This window comes from Staphylococcus sp. HMSC055A09 (assembly GCF_001809655.1).
GTDB lineage: Bacteria > Bacillota > Bacilli > Staphylococcales > Staphylococcaceae > Staphylococcus > Staphylococcus capitis.
In genome coordinates, this window is the sequence record NZ_KV798364.1 from 1 (window position 1) to 24,088 (window position 24,088).

The following is a 24,088-nucleotide window of genomic DNA, read 5'->3' on the forward strand; positions in this document are numbered from 1 at the left end:
CGCATGCATAAGAGCCACTAACAATCTTCCGATTGTAAGTGGCTCTAAGTGTCCCCACAACACATTTTTATCTCTTAATTAGTTTTTACTCTTGGTGAGCTGTTTTATCTTCTGCGTTAGCTTTTTTAGCTGACGCTTCTGCTTTTTTCTTACTTTGTAAGAATAAGCTTAAGATTAATGCGATAGCACTAATAACAGTAGCAATGATAAATGCATCATTAACACCTTCAACAGATGCAAGTTTATTAACATATTGTAATAACACTTTTAATGCACCTGATTCGCCACCATATTGTTGTGCTAATTCACGCATATGATCTTGGATAACAGGATTGGTTTTATCTAATTCATCCCCGAATGCTGCAACATGATTGGTTTGTTGAGTCGTCATTACTGTTACCAATATAGCTGTACCGATAGAACCTGCTAATTGTCTCATTGTATTAACAAATGCGTTACCATGTGAGATCAATCTTGCAGGTAAAGCATTCATACCTGCTGTCATAATAGGCATCATAATAAATGCCATACCGAACGAACGCAATACATATATGCCCATAATATGAAGATATGGCGTTTCTAAGTTCAATTTACTTAATTCCCATGTAGCATAAGTCATAATACCGATACCAAAGATTGCTAATGGTTTAATACCTATAGTATCTAATAGCTTACCAGCTATAGGACCTAAAGCACCCATGACTAAGGCACCCGGAAGCATGAGTAAGCCTGAGTCTAATGCTGAGAAGCCACGTAAATCTTGTAAATATAAAGGAAGTAAAATCATACCGCCATATAAACTCATCATTACAATCATATTGATAACTGTTGTAAGTGTATATGTTGGATATTTTAATACTTCAAGATTTAACATTGGAGCCTTCATTCTTAACTCTCTAATTACAAATAGAACAATGAAGATAATACCAATAACAAACATTGTTACAATTTCCGTAGAACCCCAGCCTTTATTACCAGCTTCGGAGAAACCGTATAATAAAGCACCGAAACCTATTGTACTATAGATAATTCCTGGTATATCGGCTTTAGGATTTGTGGTACGTTGGTAAAGTTTAAACCAAAACATACCTACAATAATTGCAACTAAACCGATAAAGAACATACCATAGAACATGACGTTCCAATGATAGTTTTGAACGATATAACCTGATAGTGTTGGACCAATGGCTGGTGCTAAGATCATAGCTATTCCCATTGTACCCATTGCAACACCACGTTTTTCAGGTGGGAAAATCGTTACAATAACGTTAGAACCTAATGGCATTAAGATACCTGCACCAATGGCTTGTAACACACGTCCTCCCATCATAATTGGGAAGTTAAACGAAATCGCACAGACAAGTGAACCAATCGTAAAGAGCACTAAGCCCACAATAAATAGTTTTCTATACGAATATTTGTTAAATAAGAAAGCACTAATTGGAATTAAAATACCATTGACTAACATGAAACCTGTCATCAACCATTGTCCAGTTGATGCAGAAATATTAAATTCAGTATTAATTTTAGGCAATGCCACATTTAATAATGTTTGGTTTAAAATCGCAATAAACATACCAAATAACATTGCAGCTAAAATCTTACCTCTTGAAATACCTTTACCAAAAATGAAGTTAGATTCTTGGTTTTTAATTTTCTCATTAACTCTACCTTCTACAGAATTAGGGTTAATAGGATTTAAAACTTCATCTGATTCTTCATTTGATTCTGTAGAATGATTATTTTGATTATCGTGTTTCTCTACGTTTTCTTCTTCATGTTGATCTGAACGACGTAAAGAACCAGGATAGTCATCATATCTACTTTCTGAATGTGTTGCATTAGAAGATCTTTGATCTCCCTCTTTAGTAGATTCGAAGTGATGTTTTCTTTTATCATCTTCGATATTATCAGAATGATTTCTGACATGACTTGAAGCATTGTTAGACTCAGATTGTTTATCTAGATCACTTGCTTTAAATTTAGATTGATAACTTTGATTCTTAGAATCCTTAGTCGAACGTTGTTCCGCTTTTTGACCTTTTGCTTTTTTCCTAGATTTAGAAAGAAAAACATTAATAAGACCAATAAGTATGAGCGCTATAACAATATAAACAATAATGAAGGTCGCTGTCATAAAATGACCCCCTTAATTTTTATGGATTTTAACTTCAGCGTTCATACCTGGAACAACATTTTTAGATGGTTCAGAATCTAGAGAAATTTTAACTGGCACTACTTGAGACACTTTAGTGTAGTTGCCGTCACTGTTTGATGAAGGCATTAATGAGAAACTAGCTGCAGTTGCTTCACCAACTTGTTCAACTTTACCTTTGATAGAAGCTTTTTGACCGTCGATATCAACGTCTACATCGTTTCCTTTTTCTACATCAGAAATGTCTTTTTCATCTACGTTAGCAGTAATGTATAAATCATCTAAATTGTATGCATAAGCGATTGGGTTACCAGCTTGAGCCATAGACCCTTCCATACCATCAGTTTTTACGATAGTACCTTTTTGAGGCATTTTGATGCTCATATCTTTAGATTGACCACCTTCACCTTGAGCTGAAACTTCAGCTACTTTATCACCTTTATCAAGTTTATCTCCTTGTTTAATATCAAGAGATTTAATTTGTCCTGAAGCTGGACTTGAGATTTTAATTTGATCTCCGTCTACTTTTGCGTTGTCAGTAGTTACGTAGCTAGTCGCATTGTTCCAGAACCAGAAAGCTAGAACACCTATAACTACTAAGACAATGATAGTAATGACATTCACTAATACCATTTTCTTCATGAATATATCCTCCTATTTGCTTTTAAAATTCACTTTATCTATTATAGAGATGTGAATCTAAAAATAACACCAACAATTTTTATAATTGTGTTGGATAAAAACTTATATAAAAAAATTAATCAGGTGAAACAATGAAGCAACGTGCTAAATATAAAATCATTCAAAGTCTTATTGAATTACTTGAAGAATATCCATTTGAGGACATTACTATCAAAATGATTTGTGCATATAGTAACGTAAATCGCTCAACTTTTTATGATCATTTTCAAGATAAATATCATTTATTAGAACGTATACAAAATTATCATCTCGATAAATATAAAGCTTTACTTAATTCTTTTTATCATGACTTTCATAGCATTAAGCAAGATCAAAAGAAAATGTATAAATTCTTTTTACTTGTTGCGAGTTATATCAAACGTAGGGAAGCCTTTTATAAAGCAACATTAATTACTCATCCTAATAAAGATATTGCTTTGGATTATATTAATGAAACTAGAGATTGTTATGAAAAGGTGATGAATAGATATGAAACCTCAATTCAGAATAAACACATGTTTGTTGTTTATTCTGTAGGAGGTCAAGCCGGTATTATTATCGATTGGTTACGACGTGGTTGTGTAGAGTCTCCAAAAGTCATAGCAGAAGGCTTACTCGCAAATACTATTAAACTGCAAAGGTAAGCATTTAAAGCTAAACTGAAGATGAAAAAAGTCTACTTCGAAGTTAATTTTAACTCTGAAGTATACTGAGATTAAATCATCTTAAACGGTTTAGCTTTTTTTAAATACGCGTCTATTTAAAAGTTGTAATATAATCAGAATTACAGCTGTTATAGCAATAATAATGTAGGGTGTTGGATCATTTTCCCCTTTAATACCTACGAGTGGTGACATCAGTCCACCTAATAATGTTTGAAATAGTCCAAGAAGGCTTGAAGAACTGCCTTTTCCACTTTTACTTTCATCCATTGCAATAGAGAAACCAAGTGTTGCTACACCTGTTACAGGTGCTACAAGTATTACAAAGCCAAACGCTAATAACCAGATATTCCAATGATTGATTAATGTCATACTTACTATGATGACACCTAAAATTTGGATTACAGTCATCATTCTAAGTATAGATTGCCTATCAAAGTAATCTACTAACTTTCCGGTCAGTTGACTTGAAATAATTAAAGTAATACCTATGGATGCAAACATGATACTAAACTGTAAAGGCGAAAATCCATATATTTTTTGAACAATAAATGGTGAGGCTGAAATGTAAGTAAATAATAAAACAAATGACACGCCTTGTATCAACATAGGTAATACAAATCTTGGTGTAGCAAATAAATCTTTAAAGTTCTTAAACATTGTGCCAATGTTGCTATTAACACGGTGTTCATTTTCAAGGGATTCTGGAACTTTGAAAAGTGTTCCTATGAACATAAGTAAACCGAAAATGGTCAATATAATAAAGACCATTCTCTAACCAGTAAAACTTAGTATCAAACCCCCAAGTGCTGGTGCGATAACTGGTGCAACACCGTTAACTAACATTAGAAGTGATAAGAATTTGGTTAAATCATTTCCTGAGTATTTATCACTTGCCACTGCTCTGGATATGACTGCACCTGCCCCACCAGTTAGACCTTGTATAAGACGTAATATAATCATCACCCAAATATTCGTAACAAAAATGATTCCTAAACTTGCCAACGTGAAAATAACCATCGCAATAAGAAGAGGCTTTTTACGACCTTTAGAATCGGAAATAGGACCAGCAAACAAGTTACCGAATGCTAATCCCACCATGAAAAATGAAATTGTTAATTGAGCATTTGATGCTGTTGTATGAAAATCATTCTTAATGTTAGGTAGACCTGGTAAGAACATGTCAATTGACAACGGTCCTATAGCAGTAAGCGCACCTAAAATGATGATAAATAATAGGGAATTGCGATGTTTGGGTTGTGATTGCTCCAAAGTGAAGCCTCCTTTATACCTTTAAAAGGAAATCAAGCATTTATTTTTTCTTAAGCTTTTTCTGATAATTAATTATATTACTAAATAGCTATAAAAAAGCCAAATGCATTTTGCATTTGGCTTTTATTCATCACCTTTTGTGAGTTGCATATTACTATTATCAGAGTCAATTTCTAGTTCATAGTCTTTGTTAACAAAGTTACCTGAGTTATCAATTTGTTGAATCGTGGTTTTAATTTTATCTCCGCTTCTACTGGCACTTAATACTTGTGGTGATAGCATTGAAACAGTTGTATGATTTGCAAAGTTATTTTTCATTTGTTTATAAATAGAAGAATTCTTTTTAAAATAACTTGATATAAAATCAAAATTATTCATATTAAAAGCTGAATTAATCGCCATTGAGTAACCACTGAAGAACTCCGTTAATTTATTTTTGAGACTGTTCTCTTCTTTTTCTTTTTTCTCAACATAACTATTGATTTTATCACTTTCAAAATTTAATGTCACAGTCGTATTATTTTTTAAATCATCAGCACTAATTGTTTTGGTTTCTGAACTAAATTTTCTACCTTTTGCTTTACCTGTGGCAGATATAGTAATATCTTTCGTTTTCGGATACGGACCATACTCTTTAGAATTTGAGTATGACATTTCACGATCATTAATTTTTACTTTTTCTGAACTATCACTTAATTTACTTGCACCTTTTAATTTGATATTTAAATAGGTCTGATCAAAATCTTCCGAAGCTTCTACTGTCTCAGAACTACTTTCTCTAAAATCAAAATTTAAATAGCCATTGAATGTACCATTCTTAGTAATCTTTTTAGCAGGCATGTGATAAGTACCCGGTATGAAATCACCTAATGGTGTATTCTTGTGTGCATCTGCAATGACAGTTTTGCGTTTACCACCTGTTTTAAATTCATATTTTGTTTCTTCTTTAGGTTTAATAATTGGTTGTTTCGTGGGTGCAGTAAAGCTCATATTATCAAAGAACAAATATCTCGTACCATTTTTACTAATTCTCAGTACGTCTTGACCACTTCTCGTTTGGATATACGATGCGACACTTGAATTATTTTTATTCAATTTGTCCACTGTCTCTCGAATATTACTAATAAAACTTTTCATACCTACTTCGTTTTTAATATATTTAATATATTCTTTCGCCTCATCTGGATCTACTTTATTATCTTTAGTACTTAATAAAGTTGCTACTTTTTGCGTATCATTATTATCTACTGCATTAACAAGAATCTTAGCTTGTGCATCTGGAGAATTAAAGTTCTTTAATAGGAAAAATAAAACCACAATAAGTATTAAAATAAAAAAGACGATTCCTAGTGGAACAATTCTACGTAATTTGAGGTTCGTAGCGTTATTATTTTGCGATTGAGATGATTGCTGTTTAGTTTTATTTTTTCTTTTCTTATCTCTTGATAATGATTGCCCACAATTTGGACAGCTTTCATTATCACCACTAACTGTATGTCCACAGTTTGGGCATTGATTCATTATATCACCTCTTATTCCCACACTACATTCACTTAATTTTTATATTATATAATTATTTTATCCACCTGGTTTATTTTACAGATTTTGATTTAAAATTACAATTTCTAATATATGTAGTTTTCATTTTATTTTAATTAAAAAGCATTTACGCACTTATTCGAATTATATTAATAAAACAGCTTAAGTTAAATACATAATTAGTCCTAAATACATAAAATAATTTACACTTTTCATTATATTCCTATCAATGATTCAGTGTATAGTCTGATTCTCAGAATATTTATAATTTAGAATTAAACGATTTGATACGATGATCAATGACCTCTAAAACATGTCTAACTTTTTCTATTTCCTCTGTTGAGAAATCACTTGTCATATCATTAGCAATATTACTTATGTTTGCTTTTCTTTTTACAATATATTCTTTGCCTTTTTCTGATAAAATTACAATTTTTAAGCGTTGGTCAGTATTGGCATTTGTTTTTTCGAGTTTAACTAAGTCAGCATCTAATAATTTTTTAACTCTTCTACTTACTGCTGCTTTATTGACGCCTTGTTTTTCAGTAATTTGACTCACTGTTAATGATTCATTACTTAACATATTCAACACATTAGATTGCTCTATAGAAATGCCATATTCAATTTGTAAATCTTTAAGTAGCTTTGCAGTTAATGTATTTACGTCATTTATGAATTTTTCCAAAAAAATGATATGATCTTCTATTCGTCTTACCATGTAGAATCTCCTAATTTATTTTATCTATTTATATAAAAAAATTATTTTTCATACTTTTAAATAATAGCAAGAATACTATCAAATTGAAACCTCTAATGAGCTCATGTATTTTATAGCTAAAAGATTGCTAATTATGAATAGCTAGTCTACATTATATATACAATAAATGTAGAGGTAATCCATTCATGATATCAATTATACTAACAATCATTGCTTTTATCCTTATTGCATCTTTGTATGTCAATCAACCACTCACTCTTAATTTAAGAGCTTATATTTCTTCTATTATTATCGGATTTATCATTACAATTTATCATTTAATTCATTTAACTATTCCGTATGATTTAACAAGCTTAATGTTGATTGCTTCATTATTTATTCTCATTAAACATCGACATTTATTTAACTTTAAACGTGGACGTCTATTTTTGAAACACATGTTTATTTACCTTTATCGCATCATATTATTCCTATCAGCATGTATATATATCAGTACGGTAGACATCCCAATTATTAATGGATTGGCCTTATGGTTCGCCACCATCGCTTATAGTACTATATTCGCTTTTATTTGTTATATTTCTTGGTCATCAGCTTATGGTAGTCATTTATGTTCTAAAAATGTAGACCTAATTATGGTACTAGGAGCAGGTATTTTTACAGAGGAAGTCACTCCTATGCTTGCTGAACGGTTAAATTGCGCAATCAAAGTTTATGAATCTCAAAAGCATTCTCCATATATGTTAGTAAGTGGTGGGCAAGGTCCCGATGAACCCATTACTGAGGCGCTAGCAATGAAACGCTATCTCATCGCGAAGGGTGTGCCGGAGAAACGTATTCTAATGGAAGAACAATCTACTAATACGTATACCAATTTTCAATATTCAAAGCCAATCATAGAAGGACATTTTGGAAGACGGGCACAATTCTTATGTGTTACAAGCCAATTCCATATTTTAAGATCATTGCGTCTTGCTAATAAAGTAGGTTTAGAATTCTATGGTCTCGGGAGCCATACACCCTATCATTTTTTCAGTATAGCGCTTATCAAAGATTTTTTAGGATTAATGTATCAATATAAAGTAATTCTAACTATTTATTTTGCGATTATCTTTTGGGTAAGTCTTATACGCATGATCATCGTCTAAGAAATGAATAAGCGAGATAACGAAAATTACTATTCAAGTAGACTAACGTTACCTCGCTCTTTTTATTAGTTGATTATTTTACCGTCATAAAGTTCTATAACACGGTCTGCATATTTAAATAAACTTTCATCATGTGTAATCATTATACCAATCATACGTTTGTCACTAATCTGTTCTTTAATCATTGCTACGACATCTCTAGCTCTCTCTGCATCTAAACTTGCGGTAGGTTCGTCAGCTAGTATGATTTTAGGATGATTCATAAACGCTCTCATAATCGCTACACGTTGTTTTTCTCCACCTGATAACATATAGGGATAGCTTTTCACCCTATGTGTTAAACCAATCTCATCAAGTAATTCATTAGCCCGTAACTTTGCTTCTCTTTTAGACATTCCCGCTTCTTTACCAACAGTGATCAGTTGTTCTTCTACAGTGAGGTACGGGATGAGATATGACGCTTGAAATATAAAGCCGATGTCGTTGAGCCTCATTTTAGTATTGTTGTTGTTATTAAATAAAGGGCTTTCTTCATAGATGAGTTTACCAGATGTAGGTGATAATAAACCGCCTAGTATCGTTAATAATGTAGTTTTGCCGGAACCAGAAGCACCATTTAAGATAACGAATTCTCCATCCTGAACTTCAAAATTGATTCCTTTTAAAACTTGCGTTTCAGATTCATTTTCTCCAAAAGTTTTAACAATATTATCTACCATTAATGTCATTATTCATTTCCCCCTATCGCTTCTATCGGATCAATTTTTAAAAGTTTAATGAACGAGAGTGACGCGCCAATTAAACCAACGAATAAAAATATTATTAATACAACTAACATGTTGCTCACTTCTAAATGAAATGGCATTGTAACCGGTAAAATTTGATTTATTAATATAATTAAAGCTTCAGATATAATTACACCAATCAGAGTAATTACTGAAATTTGAACGATTAATGAAATAAGTAAATGTGGTGTGGAAATGCCTATAGCTTTAAGTATTCCTATCTCGGAAATTTTCTGTATCGTCATTACATAAAAGAATGCGCTTAATACTATTGCTGTGATAATAAATAAACTATAAATCATCATTTTCAATGGACTTTGCTCAGCTTTGTAGCTAGCAATATGATTCGTTAATTCTTGTGCTTTTACATGTTGCACACCTTTAATTGAATTGATTTCATGCTTCTGTTTACTAGATAAATGACTCAATGAATAAAATGAAGCCACACCATTATTTTTATTTTGAAATACGTTTTGATTCATAAGAATCACATTACTATGCGAATACATAGCATCTTTAAGAATTCCTACGACTTTATATGGCTTACCTTCTTTGGTGAACTTCACTTTATCTCCTTTTTTAATCCCTTTTGCGATAAGTTTTTCATTCACTACAATTTCATTTTTATGATTTGGATATGTTCCAGATTTTAGATTAAATTTATTTTCGGTCGTATAGTTTAATGCAACGACATTTTCTTCATTACCTTTTATATTTAAAGTTTTTGACATCATTTTTATTGGTTGCTCGTTAACGATTTTGTTTATTTTAAATTGTTGTTTAGAGTTTAATGAAGATTTTTCTAGTTGTGGTTCCTTCATTTTCTGAATAATAAATTGGTTCCCTTTGAGGTGATCAAATAGAGAAATGTTTTCCCTGGCTAGTCCTTGAGCCAACCCACTGATAAATAAAACCATCGTAGACATTAAAAATACGATAAGCATTATAAGAATAAATCTGAATTTATAAAATTTAATTTCCTTCCATGCTAAATTCATTTATAGTCACTCCTTTATCTTTGTCACCAAAATTTTAAGAAGTGAATGTGAACTGAATATGAACGAACTTCGATATGTTAAATTAAAATTGAAAATAGTATAATAAATAAAAAACTTAGGAGCGAAAAGATGATGGCGAGCTGTTTAGTTGTTGATGATGATCGAAAAATATTAGATTATGTAAAATCTCATCTAATAAATGAACATTTTGAAACACACGCTTTTTTAAGTGGTGAGGAGGCACTTCATTTTCTTGAAAAAGAGAATGTCGACATAGCTATCGTTGATATTATGATGAATGGCATAAATGGTTTCGAATTATGTAAAACTTTAAAAGAGGATTATGATATACCCGTTATTATGTTAACGGCAAGAGACGCTTTAAGTGATAAAGAACGTGCTTTCTTAAGCGGGACAGATGACTATGTAACTAAACCATTTGAGGTGAAAGAATTACTATTTAGAATCAAAGCGGTGTTAAGAAGATATCAAATCAATGCTGAGTCTGAACTTAAACTTGGAAATTTAACACTCAATCAACCATATATGGAGATAAGCGTTGATGCTAAAACGATAAATCTTCCTAATAAAGAATTCCAATTATTATTTTTATTAGTGTCTAATCCAAAACACATTTTTACTCGAAATGACATCATTGAAAAAATTTGGGGCTTTGATTATGAAGGTGATGATCGAACTGTTGATGTACACATTAAAAGACTCCGTCAAAAGTTGTCTAGATTAGGTGCATCAATTTCAATACATACGGTCCGTGGACAAGGGTATAAGGTGAATCAAGATGTTTAAAACACTTTATTCTAGAATTGCAATCTATACCATCACAGTGATACTTTTTAGCGCCTTTATAAGCTTTGTCCTTACAAATATCTATTATCATTTTAATTTAAAAGCCTCTAATGATGCTAAAATTATGAAAACCTTAGAAGAAGCACGCAATTATGAAAACGCACAAAACACTCAATCACTCTCCTCTTATTTTAAACATTTGGGAGATATGAATTATCAAATACTTACTGTAGATAATCATGGTACAAAACATTTTTATGGAGAACCATTCCGTCGAGATACATTACCACAATCTGCTATTCAATCTGTAATGAATGGTAAAAATTATCACGGTATTAAAAATAAGCCATTTGAATTATTTGTCACAGGTTTTTTCGATAATGAAACGGATAACACGGTAGGCTTACGCTTTAAAACTAACGATAAACCAGTTGCGGTATTTATGCGTCCTGATATTGGTGAAACATTTAGTGAGTTTAGAATATTTTTAGCCGTGTTACTTGGGCTATTACTTGTCATCTCAATTTCATTAGTTATTGCTTCTACGTATTCAATTATTAAACCCGTTTCTGCTCTGAAAAGTGCAACCCATAGACTGATGAAAGGCGATTTTCAAACTCCTATCAATCAAACACGTCAAGATGAAATTGGCACCTTACAATCAAGGTTTGATACAATGCGCAAACGTTTAGGACAAGTAGATGAAATGAGACAACATTTTGTCCAAAATGTATCTCATGAAATCAAAACTCCACTGACACACATTCAAAGTATATTAACTCAACTACAATTTTCTAAAAGTAAAGAAGAAAGACAAATGCATGTTAATGAGCTATTTAATATTACTACTCAAGTCAGTGATTTAACGCAAGAACTATTATTACTATCTGAATTAGATAACGCAGAACATTTAACTTTAGATAATCGCATCCACTTAAATGATTTAATTAAAGATATTGTCAGACATGAGCAATTCCATATTGAAGAAAAAGATTTAGTAATTATGACAGAATTAGATGAGGTATATTTCCTAGGAAATGAAAGACTTATTCATCAAGCGTTAAGCAATCTTATCATTAATGCCATTAAATACACACCACAATATGGCTTAATCCAGATACATTTATCAATAGAAGCTTCCAATATTATTTTTACCATCGAAAATGAGGGCGCAGTCAGTGATAAAGATATGTCTCACATTTTCGAAAGATTTTATAAATTAAACAATGATCAGAGTAGTAATGGTTTAGGTCTCGCAATTACAAAATCCATCGTAGAATTGCACAATGGTACTATTTCTGTTCAATCTAACGACGCTACAATCTTCACAATTCAATTACCAATTAAAAACACTGTATAAACTAACTCCTAACCATGTTTTAGTTTATACTTTATCTTCATAAAAAAGGCTCTAAGATGATTTCAAGTTTGAAACCATCTTAGAGCCTTTGTTTTTAATTGACTTACTTTATCATTAACTTAGCTTCTACAAATTATTTAACATTTAAATACTTTGTAATTTCTTTATTTACGGCATGGTATACATCTTCATGTTCTGAGAGTTTCAAGCCAAATGAAGGTACCATTTCTTTGATTTTAGATTCCCAACCACTAAATTCTGATTGATAACAACGTTGTAATACATCAAACATAATATCTACTGCTGTTGACGCACCTGGTGAAGCACCTAAAAGAGCTGCTAGTGTACCATCTTCAGAAGTAATAACTTCCGTACCAAACTGTAGGTTACCTTTAGATTTATCAGTATCTTTAATCACTTGAACACGTTGTCCTGCAGTAATTACTTCCCAATCCTCGTCTTTAGCTTCAGGGAAGAACACACGTAAGTCATCAACACGTTCTTCATTAGATAACATTAATTGAGATACAAGATATTTAGTTAAATTAAACTCTTTAACACCTGCACTTAACATCGTTACTATATTATTTGGTTTAACAGATTTAATTAAATCTAAATATGAGCCAGTTTTTAAGAATTTAGGTGAGAAACCTGCGAAAGGTCCAAATAATAAAGAACGTTCACCGTTAACAAAACGTGTATCTAAGTGAGGTACAGACATTGGAGGTGCTCCCACCTCTGCTTTACCATACACTTTTGCATGATGCTGTTTAATAACATCAGGATTTTTACATCTTAAGAATAATCCACTTACTGGGAAACCACCAATGTGTTTAGATTCTTTAATACCTGTTTTTTGTAATAAAGGTAAACTAGCGCCACCAGCACCGATAAATACAAATTCCGTTTCATAATTTGTTATTTGACCAGATGTTAAATCTTTAATAACAACATTCCAATTACCATTATCCTGTTTCTTAATGTCTTGAACTTCATGCTTATAATTCACTTCGACATGTTTCTCTTGTAAATTGCTAATTAATTTTTTCGTTAAAGCACCAAAATTCACGTCTGTCCCTGTTTCATCATAAGTGATAGCAATAGGCTCTTCTGACTTACGCCCTTCCATCATTAATGGTACCCATTTCTTAATTTTTTCAGGATCTTCAGAGATTTCCATTTTTTCGAAAAGAACATTCTTTTGAAGACTATCTACACGACTTTTCAAGAAACGCACATTATTTTCGCCCTTAACAAAACTCATGTGTGGTACAGATTGGATAAACTTACCTGGGCTATCTAATTGACCCGTACGTACTAAATACGTCCAAAACTGTTTAGACACTTGGTATTGTTCATTAATCTTTATCGCTTTAGTGATATCAACTGAGCCATCTTTACCTTCTTTAGTATAATTCAGCTCGCATAATGCTGAATGCCCTGTACCAGCGTTATTCCAAACGTTTGAACTTTCCTCACCAGGTTGGTCCAATCTTTCAAATAATTTAATTTCTTTCTCAGGTGATAATTCTTTAAGTAATGTTCCTAATGTTGCACTCATAATGCCGCCACCAATTAAGATGACATCTGTTTTGCTATGTTGTGTACTCATAACAAATACAGTCCCCCTTTTCAATGAATAAATGGAACGATTGACTCTAATGGATTTGTTTTAATATAGATTTCTATATTAAAGCGCTTTCTAAACCTATAAAAAATATATCCCAAGAGTTATTTAAGGAAGACTTGATTCTCCCTCATCATAACCATTGATTAAACTAGTTTAATTATATACTATAAATTGCTATTCACAAAAGGATAAAAAGTCAGATATCTATAAATTGTTAAACTCTTACCCTTAAATAATGCTATTAATCCATTCTAACATATTACCTTTAGTAGTCTGACTAATGTTATAATGAACTACAAGATTATAGAAACAATGAGGTGTTTTACATGAAATCGTTCACGTTTTTCATGCATAATATATATGCTATGGGTGGAACAGTAAAATCTATTTCCCAGCTCGCTAATACTCTGTCTAAAAAAGGTCACTCAGTTACAATCATCTCAGTATTTAGAGGCGCTCAATCGCCCTATTTTAAATTAAACAAAGATATTAATATTAAAGTATTAGTTGACTATCGTTTTAAAGCCAAAAATTTCAAAGCGATTGTCGCTAATCGTGTAAAATCTTACACTCCACTTTTAAAACCGCAAAAAATTTCTCAACATGAACCAGGATTTAATCAGTTTTCAAGTTATGTCGAAAAGAAAATGATTAAAGCCATCAAAAATGTGTCTTCAGATGTATTAATTGGTACTCGTGCGAGCTTCAATATTTTAATCTCAAAATATGCCAAAACTCATATCACCAAAATAGGTATGGAACACATGAATTTTGATGCTCATCCTGAGCAATATCAAAGAGAAATTATTGCTGCCTATAGAAACTTAAATAAAGTCACTACATTAACTGAAAGTGATCAAAAAAACTATCAATCTCGACTTAAAACTCCTGTATACGTCGTACCAAACATGGTAACTGAGAAAAAAATTGCTGCGCCGAAGAAAAATATTATCTTGGCCGCTGGTCGTTTAGAATATGAAAAAGGATTCGATTTACTTCTTGAGAGTGTGAGACTTATACAAGATTATTTAAGAAGTTTAAACTATGAAGTACATCTTTATGGGGATGGAAAAGAACAACAACAATTACAAGAATTTATCGATCAATATAACTTAAGCGATATTATTCAAATCAATGCGTCTACACAAGAATTAAATAGTAAATTAGCGCAAAGCAAAATTGTTGTTGTACCTTCACGTAATGAAGGTTTTGGGATGATTATTTTAGAAGCGATGCTTCAGGATAATATAGTTATTAGTTTTAAAGGCAATGTAGGTCCTAAAGCTATTATAAAAAATGGCCATAATGGTTATCTTGTAGAGTATGAAAATGTATCACAATTAGCCAAGCAAATTGATTTAACAACACATAATTATAATGAACTTGATCATATTATTCAAAATACCAAAGAAACCTTAAAATTATATCACCCGGATTCAGTATATGAAGACTTTATGAATATGTTCAAATAATTAAACATCTCCAAGCCTACTAAGAACTTTTAAAGGCTTGGAGATGTTATTTTTTTATAGTAATAATGATAAGATGAATGTCCATAAACATACGAATACGAGTAAACCGATACTGTATCGTAATGTCATTTTAAGTAACTCAGATTCTTTACCAACCTCTTTAACGGCAGCTGTTGCAATCGCTATAGATTGTGGTGAGATGAGTTTGGCTGCCACACCACCTACAGTATTTGAAGCAACAAGCAATGATCCACTAGTACCTATTTGTTGAGCAACTGATGCTTGAATAGGTGCAAACAATGAGTTGTTGTTGACGACGGAACCTGTCATGAATACGCCAATCCATCCAAGTATAGGTGATAAGATTGGGAAGACACTACCTGCTTTAGAAATACCTTGACCCATCGCACTACTTAATCCACCATATGTTGTAATTTTTGAGATTGCCAGAATAAAGCAAATAGTAAGGACTGGTAGCCAAAGTTCTTTAAAAGTGACACCAAATAAACGACCAGCATCTCCAAAGTTTACTTTCTTAGACATCAATATAGTAATAACGATCGTTAGTAGAATAGCTGTACCTGTTTGGCCAATAATATTAAGTGATAATACAATTGGTTTGTGTGCTATATCACTGAATGTACCTGGTAGATTAAAGTTAAACACAAGTGATGATAATTTACCTTTTGGTAAGAATAACCCTTTAAATGATGGAGAACTCCATATCATGACAATGATTGTTAAAATAACGAATGGGCTCCATGCATATAATATTTCCTTACCTTTATGATGTTTAACTGGTTCTGGTTCAACATCTTTTTGAATTCTAAAGATATGTTTAGGTTGGAACTTTTTAGAAAATAAAGCTAAAGCTAGCATAGATGCAAGTGGCGGAATAATATCTGCTAACTCTGGTCCATTGAATACAGTTAATAGTGCTTGTAAAACTGTATAAGTGACAGAAACAACTAAAATAGATGGTAATGTTTCTTTAATACCTTGGAAGCCATCAATAATAAAAATTAATAAAAACGGAATAAAGAAGTTAATAATGGCTAATGTCAGTGTTGCGGTTTGTGAAACACCCATAGCTGTAACATTTCCCGGTAAATGTAATGTATCGACCACTCCAACTGGTATACCTATTGCCCCAAAGGCACCTGACGCTGCATTAGCTACTAAACATAACATTGCTGCTTGAAGTGGTTTAAAGCCAAGTTGTGATAATAATAAAGCACAAATTGCAATTGGCACCCCAAAACCTGCAGCACCCTCTAAGAACGCATTAAACGAAAATCCTATCAGTAATAATTGAATACGTTGGTCTTGAGAAATACTTGTTATACTATCTTGTATAGTTGAAAATTGCCCAGACTCTAAAGTAATTTTATAAAGTAATACCGCCATCATTACAATATAACCAATAGGTATCACCCCTTGGAAGAAACCTTCTACAACTGCACCAGAAGCGATTCCCACTGGTAATTTGAAAAATGGAATTGCAATGAGCAATGTCACTACAAGTGTAGTTATCGCTGCATAAATTCCTTTCATTTTGAAAACTGTTAAACATAGTAAAAATAAAATGATAGGTATTGCTGCTACTAAACTTGATAATATTAAATTACCAAATGGATTAAATGTTTGTACTAACATATTTTGACTCTTCTTTCCTAAAAAATTTTCTATGAATTTAACTAGCAACATACTAATTTTAAACAGTTAACAAAAATTAAATAAAAATTAGTATGTCATCCCCACAAATATTTGTGAACTTTTTCACAAGAAAAATATATCATCTTTCTTTTAAAAATACAATAGACTTTTTATAGTTTATTCAAGAAGATTTCAAAACCTCAAAGTTTAATATTTTCCTAAAAAAAATATAGTACTAAGTTTTTAGATTTATTACATTGAAAGTCATTTTTAAGCATTGAATTCATGAATTATAGTGAGCCACATGATAAAATAGTAGTAATAAAAGTTTAATAGATAGAAGGAAAACGAATGATAAAACAAATAAACATTTCACATATGGAGAAGTTGGAAGGACTATTAGAAAAAGCTTTACATGAGGGTTACACACATTTTGTACCCTATTCAAATGAAATTCAGATTCATCAATCAATGTTAAAATCCATTGAGCTACCTTCAACTTCATTTGTTGTCGATTATACAATACATAATACGTATCTTAATGATTGTAGATACTTTGGTAAAACATATATTAACTTTGAAGATTGGGTACAAAATATTAATTTATATCCTAATGTTATTTACGAAATCAATTCAGTGCTTAAGATATTGAATAAATTTGAGGTTGAAACGATATTTGACTTAGCTTTATTTACTATTCTTAAGGGCCATGTAGCTGTAGAAGGACATGTGGCACTTGATTTTAAAGACTCCCTCCGAACAAGCAAGGTATTCTGGAGAAGTTTTGACCGTAATGGATTAAATTATAGAGATCAATTCTTTCTTAATAAAATTGCATATGAACATCAACGTAGAATCCCTTTCACACGTGTACCTTTCAATGATCATGATAGTATACGTTATTCTGATTCCGTGTTATTAAGTACTAAATTCAAAGCACCAAGATGGCTCGTAAATCCAATTAAAAATTATTCATTACGTAAACATAAGGAAATTAGTTATATTTATGATAAAGATGATTCTAAAATTAAATCACATGTCGTATTTTTAGGTTTTGATTATCATTATAGAGGAAATTCTAAGTATCTATTTAATTACTTTGTAAAACATAACGCTACAGTAGAATCATATTTTATTACTGATGATAGAACTGGCCCACATTTCATATCTCCTAATGATGAGAGTGCAAAGGAAGTCATTGAAACTGCTAGTGTTGTAATCATAGAAAGCTATCTACCTGATGATGTTCGTCCTAATGGAAAGGTCATTCAATTATGGCATGGAACACCTATTAAGCGTCTCTTTTTAGATAGTAAAGAACCGCATCAAAATCTAAACATTTATAACTATCGAGCACGTAAATATAATAAATGGGTCCATCAAGATTATCTTGTCGTTGATTCTACAGAGGTTGTAAAATATTTTGAATCTGCTTTTCCGAGTCATAAATTAGATATCCTACCTATCGGTTATCCAAGAGTCAATTATTTATTAAATAAATCTCAAGATCTCACCCTAAGAAAAAGAATTATCAAAGGGTTACAATTAGATACCTCTAAGCCAGTTCTGTTGTATGCCCCAACTTGGAAATCAAATACATCTGAAGAAGATATACTACCTTTATCTGATAAGTTACTCAATAAATATAATGTAATATTCAAAGGGCACGTTGAAAGTAAAGATAATTACATTCCTGATGGCGTGATTGTCCCACCTGAAAGTGTAGAAACACAAGATTTAATTATGATAGCTGATATTGTTCTAACCGACTACTCTTCTATTATTTTTGATGCACTCACTCTTAATAAAAACGTATGTTTATATACGCCAAATCATGCTCAATATGTTGAAGAACGTGGTGTATATGAAGATGTACTCAATAGCTTAAAAGAAGTATGGTATACAGATGCAGAATTACTTACAAATCATTTAATTTCTGATTCAATACCACATGTAAATAGTAAATATATTAATAGACAAAATCATTCATTAGACAAACTTAGTCATTTAATAGCTCAGCAAATACATTGATAATTACTTAAATAACGCGCTCACTTTTAAATTAAGTGAACGCGTTATTTATATACTATTGATGATAGTTTGGATCTATAAGTGTTGGTTGACCTTGACGATTCACTGTGACTATTGAATAACTATTGTCTTTTGAGGCATCTTTAAAGCTAAATACATATCTAAATCCATCATTAGTAGCCTCGAGTGAGTAGTCATTATATTTTTTATGTGAGTTACCAAACATGTTTGCCTCATTCTTTGCTATATCTAGTGCTGTTTCAAAATTTGGAAGTTGTTGTAGTGCTTGACCTTCATTTCCATTAAATGGAGACAAGCTTCTAGCGACCTGTGTCGCGTGGTTGCTTTGATAAGGTGCAACATAGTCCTTATTTTTACTATTATCTTGGTTAGATTGAGGTTGCTGTTTTGATGTATTAGTATTTTCAGTTTGTGAATCAGACGACGAAAGTTCATTATTACTACTAGATTTAGATGTACTGTCTTTATCTTTATGATTTTTAGACTTATCCTTTGAATCAGTTTTAGACTTTTTCTCTTTTTGTTCCTTCTTCGAACTATCATCATTTTTCTCATTTTCATCACTTCCACTATGAGAACATGCTGCTAGTATTAATGTTAGAACTGTGATACTTGCGAATAATCTCTTCATGAATCTCTCCTCCAGCTTTTGAATCTATCTACCATTACTCTCATTTTATAACATCGTATTTTTATAAAAAGCATAAAAAAAGAGTATAATATTAATTCCTTATTAATATTATACCCTATATTTATTAATTGAGTATTAAATTTATATACAGACTATAAGAAGTCCTCTCCCATCTAATTAGTATCAAATAAACATTTTCAAATTACTTTCGAGACACCTGTCCCATATATTGATTTAACTTTCAAATGAATTTTCTTAAGTTTAGATACAAAACAGACTGTGACAATAAAATTAGTCACAGCCTTATATATAAATATTATATTTCTACTTGTTTTCTTCGATATCTTTGTGAATAAGCTCTCCGATATATTGAGAAGCTTTACCATCATCAACTGAACAGAATCTATCATAAAAAGCATCAATTTGGTCTTGATATTCATCTTGAACTTTATCTAAGTCTTTGAGTTTTTTAGCCAATACATATGGTTCAGTATAAATTGGACCTGGTAAATCTTTCATATAGTCCATGTAGAATCCACGTAATCCTTTATCATATTTATCAATGTCATATGCAAAGAAAAATTGAGGACGTTTTAAAATACCATAATCAAACATAACAGATGAATAATCAGTGATTAAACAATCACTTACCAAGAATAACTCTGAAACATCGTTATAATTAGACACATCAACTGCAAAGTTTTCATATCCTGTTAGATCAAGAGCATTAGAGATAAGATAATGCATACGTAATAAGATAACGTAATCATCCCCTAGCTCATTGTATAGATTTTCTAAATCAATTTTTAACTCAAATAAATATTTACCCTTACTAACAAATTCATCATCTCTCCAAGTTGGAGCATACATAATTACTTTTTTATCACTTGGTAAGTTAAGATTTGTCTTGATTTCATCGATATAGTCTTGATCGTTTGCACGATTCACTAATACATCGTTTCTTGGATAGCCTATTTCTAATATTCTAGGTTCATCCATCCAGAATGCACTTCTGAAAATTTCTGAAGAATATCTATTAGGCGAAATTAAATAATCCCAACGTGACGTTTCACGGTTGAAGTTTCGTTTATATCTTGAAGTTGTTGTACCAGGCATACGAACGACTTTCATATCATTTGCAAGTCGTTTTAATGGCGTACCGTGCCAAGTTTGAATATAAGTTTGGTTATCCTTTTTGTTTAAATATAACGGTGTACGTGCATTTGTTACCCAATGACTTGCTTCAGAGTATGCTTGATAGTATTCAGCAGAACCACGTTTCACTTTTTTAGCATTACCTGGAATTACACTCTTATCAGGTTTTTTAAGTGACCAAACATAATTGTAATTTGGATAGTATTTTTGCATATATTCATATATATATTTCGGACTATCACTATAATTTTTACCACCAAATGCCTCGAAAACAATCGTTCCTTGATTAACATTTTCTTCTTTATCAGTAAGTTCATATATAGAACGATCTTTATTTTTTCTTCTGAGTAAGACATTTTTAACATGACGCAATGTCTTTCTAAATTGGTTCACTTTAAAAGCATTCTCTGTATCTTGATTCATCAATAAAACCGTTTCTATGATATTGATAAGTTTTTGATGTTTAACTAGTTGGACGTTAAGATATTGTGCTAATTCAACAAGTGTATCTTTGTGAGCCTCGTATCTCGCTTTAATATCATAATGAGTTGGATCAAAATCACGGGAAATTCTATTTTCCATTTTATTAATAATAAATGTTCGCGTCATTTTATTCGAAGTACGTTCTAAAGCATCATAGAAGCTCTTTACATATTCTTCAAAAAGAACATCAAAACTTTGCTCACTTAACGTTACTGTTTCAAAAGGATCGTAAACTTCTCCACGGAAGTAGAACGGGAAGTTAAAAATACGCATAAACTTATTAACATACTTCATATATTCAAGCGTAAATGACCAATCAGTATAAATACTTAAATCTTCGTTGAATTTCAGATGATGTGCTTTGACGATTGCAGTTCGGAATATTATATTACAAGCTGTTTGCTTTCTTAAAAATGAATTAACGTTCGCGTCAGCATTGTAATACTCAACTCTAACACGATCTAAATCAACGTATTGAGGACGTTGAAGTGTAAATGAATGAATAGGCGCTATCAAGCCATCAGTATAATTAAATTTATCTAGATAAAATGTGATTGCATATGAGGCTAAAACGTCATCTGAATCAAGAAACATAAAATAAGGTGTTTCCACTTGTTCTAGAGCAACATTACGTGCATGTGCATGTCCTTGATTACTCTCTAATTTGATATAATTAATATCTTTATCATAATCTTTTAAAGCTTCATTCATTAATTGTTCACTATTGTCAGTAGAACCATCATTAACGATAATCACTTCAAAATCTTGAGTTCTCTGTTGTTTAATACTTTCAATACAACTTTTTATGTACTCTTCTGAGTTGTAATATGTGACAATAATTGTCAGTGTACTCATGTTATACGTCCTTTCTAATAACTCTATATGAATATAACGTGATTTGGCAGACATGCTATTAGATTTTATAAATCTAATATTTGTAATTCCTCTTTCACTTTGTATTACGTATTTAATTCTTCATAAGTGAAATGCTTAGGATAATTAAAACTAGTATACTCATTAAAATAAAATGTACGATTATCATAAACACATTTTAATTCAATGATTAACTGTCATCATAGCAACTGAAACATTGACGATAATGATTACTAGTTATAATAAAATCAACGCCTTGCTTTTACTAAAATTTTACGTAAAATTCATAAAAATTTAACGTGATAATTATATCTAATTTTTAATACCTACGCTAATAATAACAAGTTCAACGTTCTAATTTTATATACTTTTTGGTATATTTTAAATTAAACTTTTTTCCATAATTAAATCTTTATCTACGACATCACCAGTATAAAATTCATGTGAACCTGTAACGACAAACCCTCTTTTTTCATAAAATCGAAGTGCTTGTGGGTTGTGCTCCCATACACCAAGCCAAATCTTAGTTTTATGATATTCCTTTGCTTTTTTGACAGCCAAGTCAATGAATTTTTTACCTCTCCCGCCACCTTGATATGCCTCATCGAAATAGATTCGTTGAATTTCTAAATAATCTTCTCCCTTTTTTTCTGTTTGGGCATGATTAATATTTAATTTTAAATATCCTACTACTTTTTGTTCATCTCTAAAAAAATAGTGAAATGAATCTTTCTCTTGAAGTTCACGAGATAATTGATTAATGTTATACGCCTCTTCAAAAAATTTATTAAAATCTCTATCATCATAAGACGATTTAAATGTATGATAAAAAGTTCTCTTAGCTATATCCTGTAATATTTCAACTTCATCACTTCTTACCTCACGGATACTCTCACTCATACCAAACAACCCCTTTTTGTCGTTTAAACTACTTTAACTTATTTTATCGGACGAGTCACGCTTTTTTGTTTTATAATACTATCATTTTTCTATTGATAATCTTTATCAATGAGTATAAAGTTATAGATGAAAATTGTTTAAAAAATAGAGTGAGGTTATTATATGTTTGAAAATATGTTTGTCGTAGGTATCACTGGTCCTACAAGTTTAGTCGTAATCGCAATTATCGCATTAATTATTTTTGGACCTACAAAATTACCACAATTTGGAAGAGCTGTTGGTTCAACGTTAAAAGAATTTAAATCCGCAGCAGAACATATTGATGAAGATTCACACGAGACTCCCAGTAAAGCTTCTAAATCACAGCGAGAACAATCAAAATAGTTCTTCACTATTAGAGCATTTTGGAGAGTTACGTCACAGGCTTGTCATTGTATTGATCGCACTTATCGTTTCAGTCTTCTTAGTTTATATTTCATCACATTGGTGGATGCAACCTTTTATAAAATATATTAAACGAGCACATGTTACTTTACATACCTTCTCGTTTACCGAAACGATACAAATTTATGTAATGATTATTTTCACAGTAGCAATATGTTTAATTGTACCTATTATTTTCTATCAGCTATGGTCTTTTATAGCACCAGGCCTACATGTTTATGAGCGACAATTTATTTATAAATATAGTTTTTTCTGTGCTTTATTATTCATTATAGGAGTAGCCTTCGCATTTTTTGTTGGCTTTCCAATGATTATTAATTTCTCTGAAAAACTATCTCATATGCTCAATATAGACCAAGTTATTGGATTTAAAGCATACCTAGGAGAGCTAATTAGATGGCTCCTCGTTTTTGGATTTATATTCCAATTACCTATATTATTTATGGGATTAGCTCATTTTGGACTTATAGATGTTAATCAGTTAGGTCATTATAGAAAATATGTTTACTTTGCTTGTTTTGTAGTAGCAAGTATTATCGCACCACCTGATTTAATATTAAACTTAGCATTAACACTTCCATTAATTCTCTTATTTGAAATCAGCATGTTTATCGCAAAATTCACTTATAGAAAACAAAAAATCACAAATGAACTCTAAATGAGTCTC

Annotated in this window: 19 protein-coding genes and 1 pseudogene; 8 read left to right on the forward strand and 12 right to left on the reverse strand. The window is 31.2% G+C overall.

The window, feature by feature from the left end; translation table 11 throughout:
- Window positions 1-85: 85 nt before the first annotated feature.
- Window positions 86-2,137 (reverse strand): DHA2 family efflux MFS transporter permease subunit, encoded by a 2,052-nt coding sequence (locus HMPREF2642_RS03280; RefSeq protein ID WP_037550167.1) that lies wholly within the window; start codon window positions 2,135-2,137, stop codon window positions 86-88.
- 12 nt (window positions 2,138-2,149) lie between these two features.
- Entirely contained in the window at window positions 2,150-2,797 is a 648-nt protein-coding gene (locus HMPREF2642_RS03285) for an HlyD family secretion protein (RefSeq protein ID WP_002432737.1), read from the reverse strand.
- Window positions 2,798-2,928: 131 nt separating this feature from the next.
- On the opposite strand from HMPREF2642_RS03285, the gene HMPREF2642_RS03290 reads away from it, so the two are divergent.
- Window positions 2,929-3,480, forward strand: coding sequence for a TetR/AcrR family transcriptional regulator (locus HMPREF2642_RS03290; RefSeq protein ID WP_070597661.1), 552 nt, complete (start codon window positions 2,929-2,931; stop codon window positions 3,478-3,480).
- A gap of 90 nt (window positions 3,481-3,570) precedes the next feature.
- Here the strand turns inward: HMPREF2642_RS03290 and HMPREF2642_RS03295 are convergent.
- The 3 genes and pseudogenes from HMPREF2642_RS03295 to HMPREF2642_RS03305 form a co-directional block, all read right to left on the reverse strand.
- A pseudogene (locus HMPREF2642_RS03295) lies at window positions 3,571-4,770 on the reverse strand (multidrug effflux MFS transporter).
- A 123-nt stretch (window positions 4,771-4,893) separates the two neighbouring features.
- Window positions 4,894-6,291, reverse strand: a complete 1,398-nt coding sequence (locus HMPREF2642_RS03300; protein ID WP_049428346.1) for a membrane-associated protein TcaA — start codon at window positions 6,289-6,291, stop codon at window positions 4,894-4,896.
- Between the two features lie 280 nt (window positions 6,292-6,571).
- A complete protein-coding gene (locus HMPREF2642_RS03305) occupies window positions 6,572-7,027 on the reverse strand; it encodes a MarR family transcriptional regulator TcaR (RefSeq protein ID WP_049428348.1) in 456 nt (151 codons plus the stop codon).
- Between the two features lie 185 nt (window positions 7,028-7,212).
- Between HMPREF2642_RS03305 and HMPREF2642_RS03310 the strand changes: the two genes are divergently transcribed.
- Entirely contained in the window at window positions 7,213-8,175 is a 963-nt protein-coding gene (locus HMPREF2642_RS03310) for a YdcF family protein (RefSeq protein ID WP_049428350.1), read from the forward strand.
- A 65-nt stretch (window positions 8,176-8,240) separates the two neighbouring features.
- On the opposite strand, the gene HMPREF2642_RS03315 is transcribed toward HMPREF2642_RS03310, so the two are convergent.
- Window positions 8,241-8,903, reverse strand: a complete 663-nt coding sequence (locus HMPREF2642_RS03315; RefSeq protein ID WP_023351240.1) for an ABC transporter ATP-binding protein — start codon at window positions 8,901-8,903, stop codon at window positions 8,241-8,243.
- On the reverse strand, window positions 8,903-9,958 hold the full coding sequence (locus tag HMPREF2642_RS03320; RefSeq protein ID WP_037550194.1) for an ABC transporter permease: 1,056 nt from the start codon (window positions 9,956-9,958) through the stop codon (window positions 8,903-8,905). The genes HMPREF2642_RS03315 and HMPREF2642_RS03320 overlap by 1 nt, the downstream gene beginning before the upstream one ends.
- Window positions 9,959-10,090: 132 nt before the next feature.
- Here HMPREF2642_RS03320 and HMPREF2642_RS03325 point away from each other — a divergent pair, with 132 nt between their 5' ends.
- Complete coding sequence (locus HMPREF2642_RS03325; protein WP_030063514.1) at window positions 10,091-10,765, forward strand: response regulator transcription factor; 675 nt, start codon at window positions 10,091-10,093, stop codon at window positions 10,763-10,765.
- On the forward strand, window positions 10,758-12,125 hold the full coding sequence (locus HMPREF2642_RS03330; protein ID WP_049428354.1) for a sensor histidine kinase: 1,368 nt from the start codon (window positions 10,758-10,760) through the stop codon (window positions 12,123-12,125). Before HMPREF2642_RS03325 ends, HMPREF2642_RS03330 begins: the two co-directional genes overlap by 8 nt.
- Before the next feature lie 133 nt (window positions 12,126-12,258).
- Here HMPREF2642_RS03330 and HMPREF2642_RS03335 read toward each other — a convergent pair whose 3' ends face one another.
- On the reverse strand, window positions 12,259-13,737 hold the full coding sequence (locus HMPREF2642_RS03335) for a malate:quinone oxidoreductase (RefSeq protein ID WP_023351236.1): 1,479 nt from the start codon (window positions 13,735-13,737) through the stop codon (window positions 12,259-12,261).
- 344 nt (window positions 13,738-14,081) lie between these two features.
- Here HMPREF2642_RS03335 and HMPREF2642_RS03340 point away from each other — a divergent pair, with 344 nt between their 5' ends.
- Window positions 14,082-15,227 (forward strand): glycosyltransferase family 4 protein, encoded by a 1,146-nt coding sequence (locus tag HMPREF2642_RS03340; RefSeq protein WP_049428356.1) that lies wholly within the window; start codon window positions 14,082-14,084, stop codon window positions 15,225-15,227.
- A 54-nt stretch (window positions 15,228-15,281) separates the two neighbouring features.
- Here HMPREF2642_RS03340 and HMPREF2642_RS03345 read toward each other — a convergent pair whose 3' ends face one another.
- Window positions 15,282-16,883: an L-lactate permease gene (locus HMPREF2642_RS03345; RefSeq protein WP_070597662.1), complete on the reverse strand. Its 1,602-nt coding sequence runs from the start codon at window positions 16,881-16,883 to the stop codon at window positions 15,282-15,284.
- Between the two features lie 351 nt (window positions 16,884-17,234).
- On the opposite strand from HMPREF2642_RS03345, the gene HMPREF2642_RS03350 reads away from it, so the two are divergent.
- The gene (locus HMPREF2642_RS03350; protein ID WP_070597663.1) at window positions 17,235-18,914 is read left to right on the forward strand and encodes a CDP-glycerol glycerophosphotransferase family protein; all 1,680 of its coding nucleotides are present in this window, start codon (window positions 17,235-17,237) and stop codon (window positions 18,912-18,914) included.
- A gap of 55 nt (window positions 18,915-18,969) precedes the next feature.
- Here the strand turns inward: HMPREF2642_RS03350 and HMPREF2642_RS03355 are convergent, their stop codons facing one another.
- The 3 genes from HMPREF2642_RS03355 to HMPREF2642_RS03365 all read right to left on the reverse strand — a co-directional run bounded on the left by HMPREF2642_RS03355 (window position 18,970) and on the right by HMPREF2642_RS03365 (window position 22,977).
- A complete protein-coding gene (locus HMPREF2642_RS03355; protein WP_049428362.1) occupies window positions 18,970-19,566 on the reverse strand; it encodes a hypothetical protein in 597 nt (198 codons plus the stop codon).
- A 324-nt stretch (window positions 19,567-19,890) separates the two neighbouring features.
- On the reverse strand, window positions 19,891-22,059 hold the full coding sequence (locus tag HMPREF2642_RS11390; RefSeq protein WP_083300170.1) for a bifunctional glycosyltransferase/CDP-glycerol:glycerophosphate glycerophosphotransferase: 2,169 nt from the start codon (window positions 22,057-22,059) through the stop codon (window positions 19,891-19,893).
- 399 nt (window positions 22,060-22,458) lie between these two features.
- On the reverse strand, window positions 22,459-22,977 hold the full coding sequence (locus tag HMPREF2642_RS03365) for a GNAT family N-acetyltransferase (protein ID WP_049428364.1): 519 nt from the start codon (window positions 22,975-22,977) through the stop codon (window positions 22,459-22,461).
- A 162-nt stretch (window positions 22,978-23,139) separates the two neighbouring features.
- Here HMPREF2642_RS03365 and tatA point away from each other — a divergent pair, with 162 nt between their 5' ends.
- Both tatA and tatC read left to right on the forward strand, forming a co-directional pair.
- Window positions 23,140-23,361: a twin-arginine translocase TatA/TatE family subunit gene (gene tatA / locus HMPREF2642_RS03370; RefSeq protein WP_002432296.1), complete on the forward strand. Its 222-nt coding sequence runs from the start codon at window positions 23,140-23,142 to the stop codon at window positions 23,359-23,361.
- Complete coding sequence (gene tatC, locus HMPREF2642_RS03375) at window positions 23,300-24,079, forward strand: twin-arginine translocase subunit TatC (RefSeq protein ID WP_049428366.1); 780 nt, start codon at window positions 23,300-23,302, stop codon at window positions 24,077-24,079. Before tatA ends, tatC begins: the two co-directional genes overlap by 62 nt.
- Window positions 24,080-24,088: the final 9 nt, after the last annotated feature.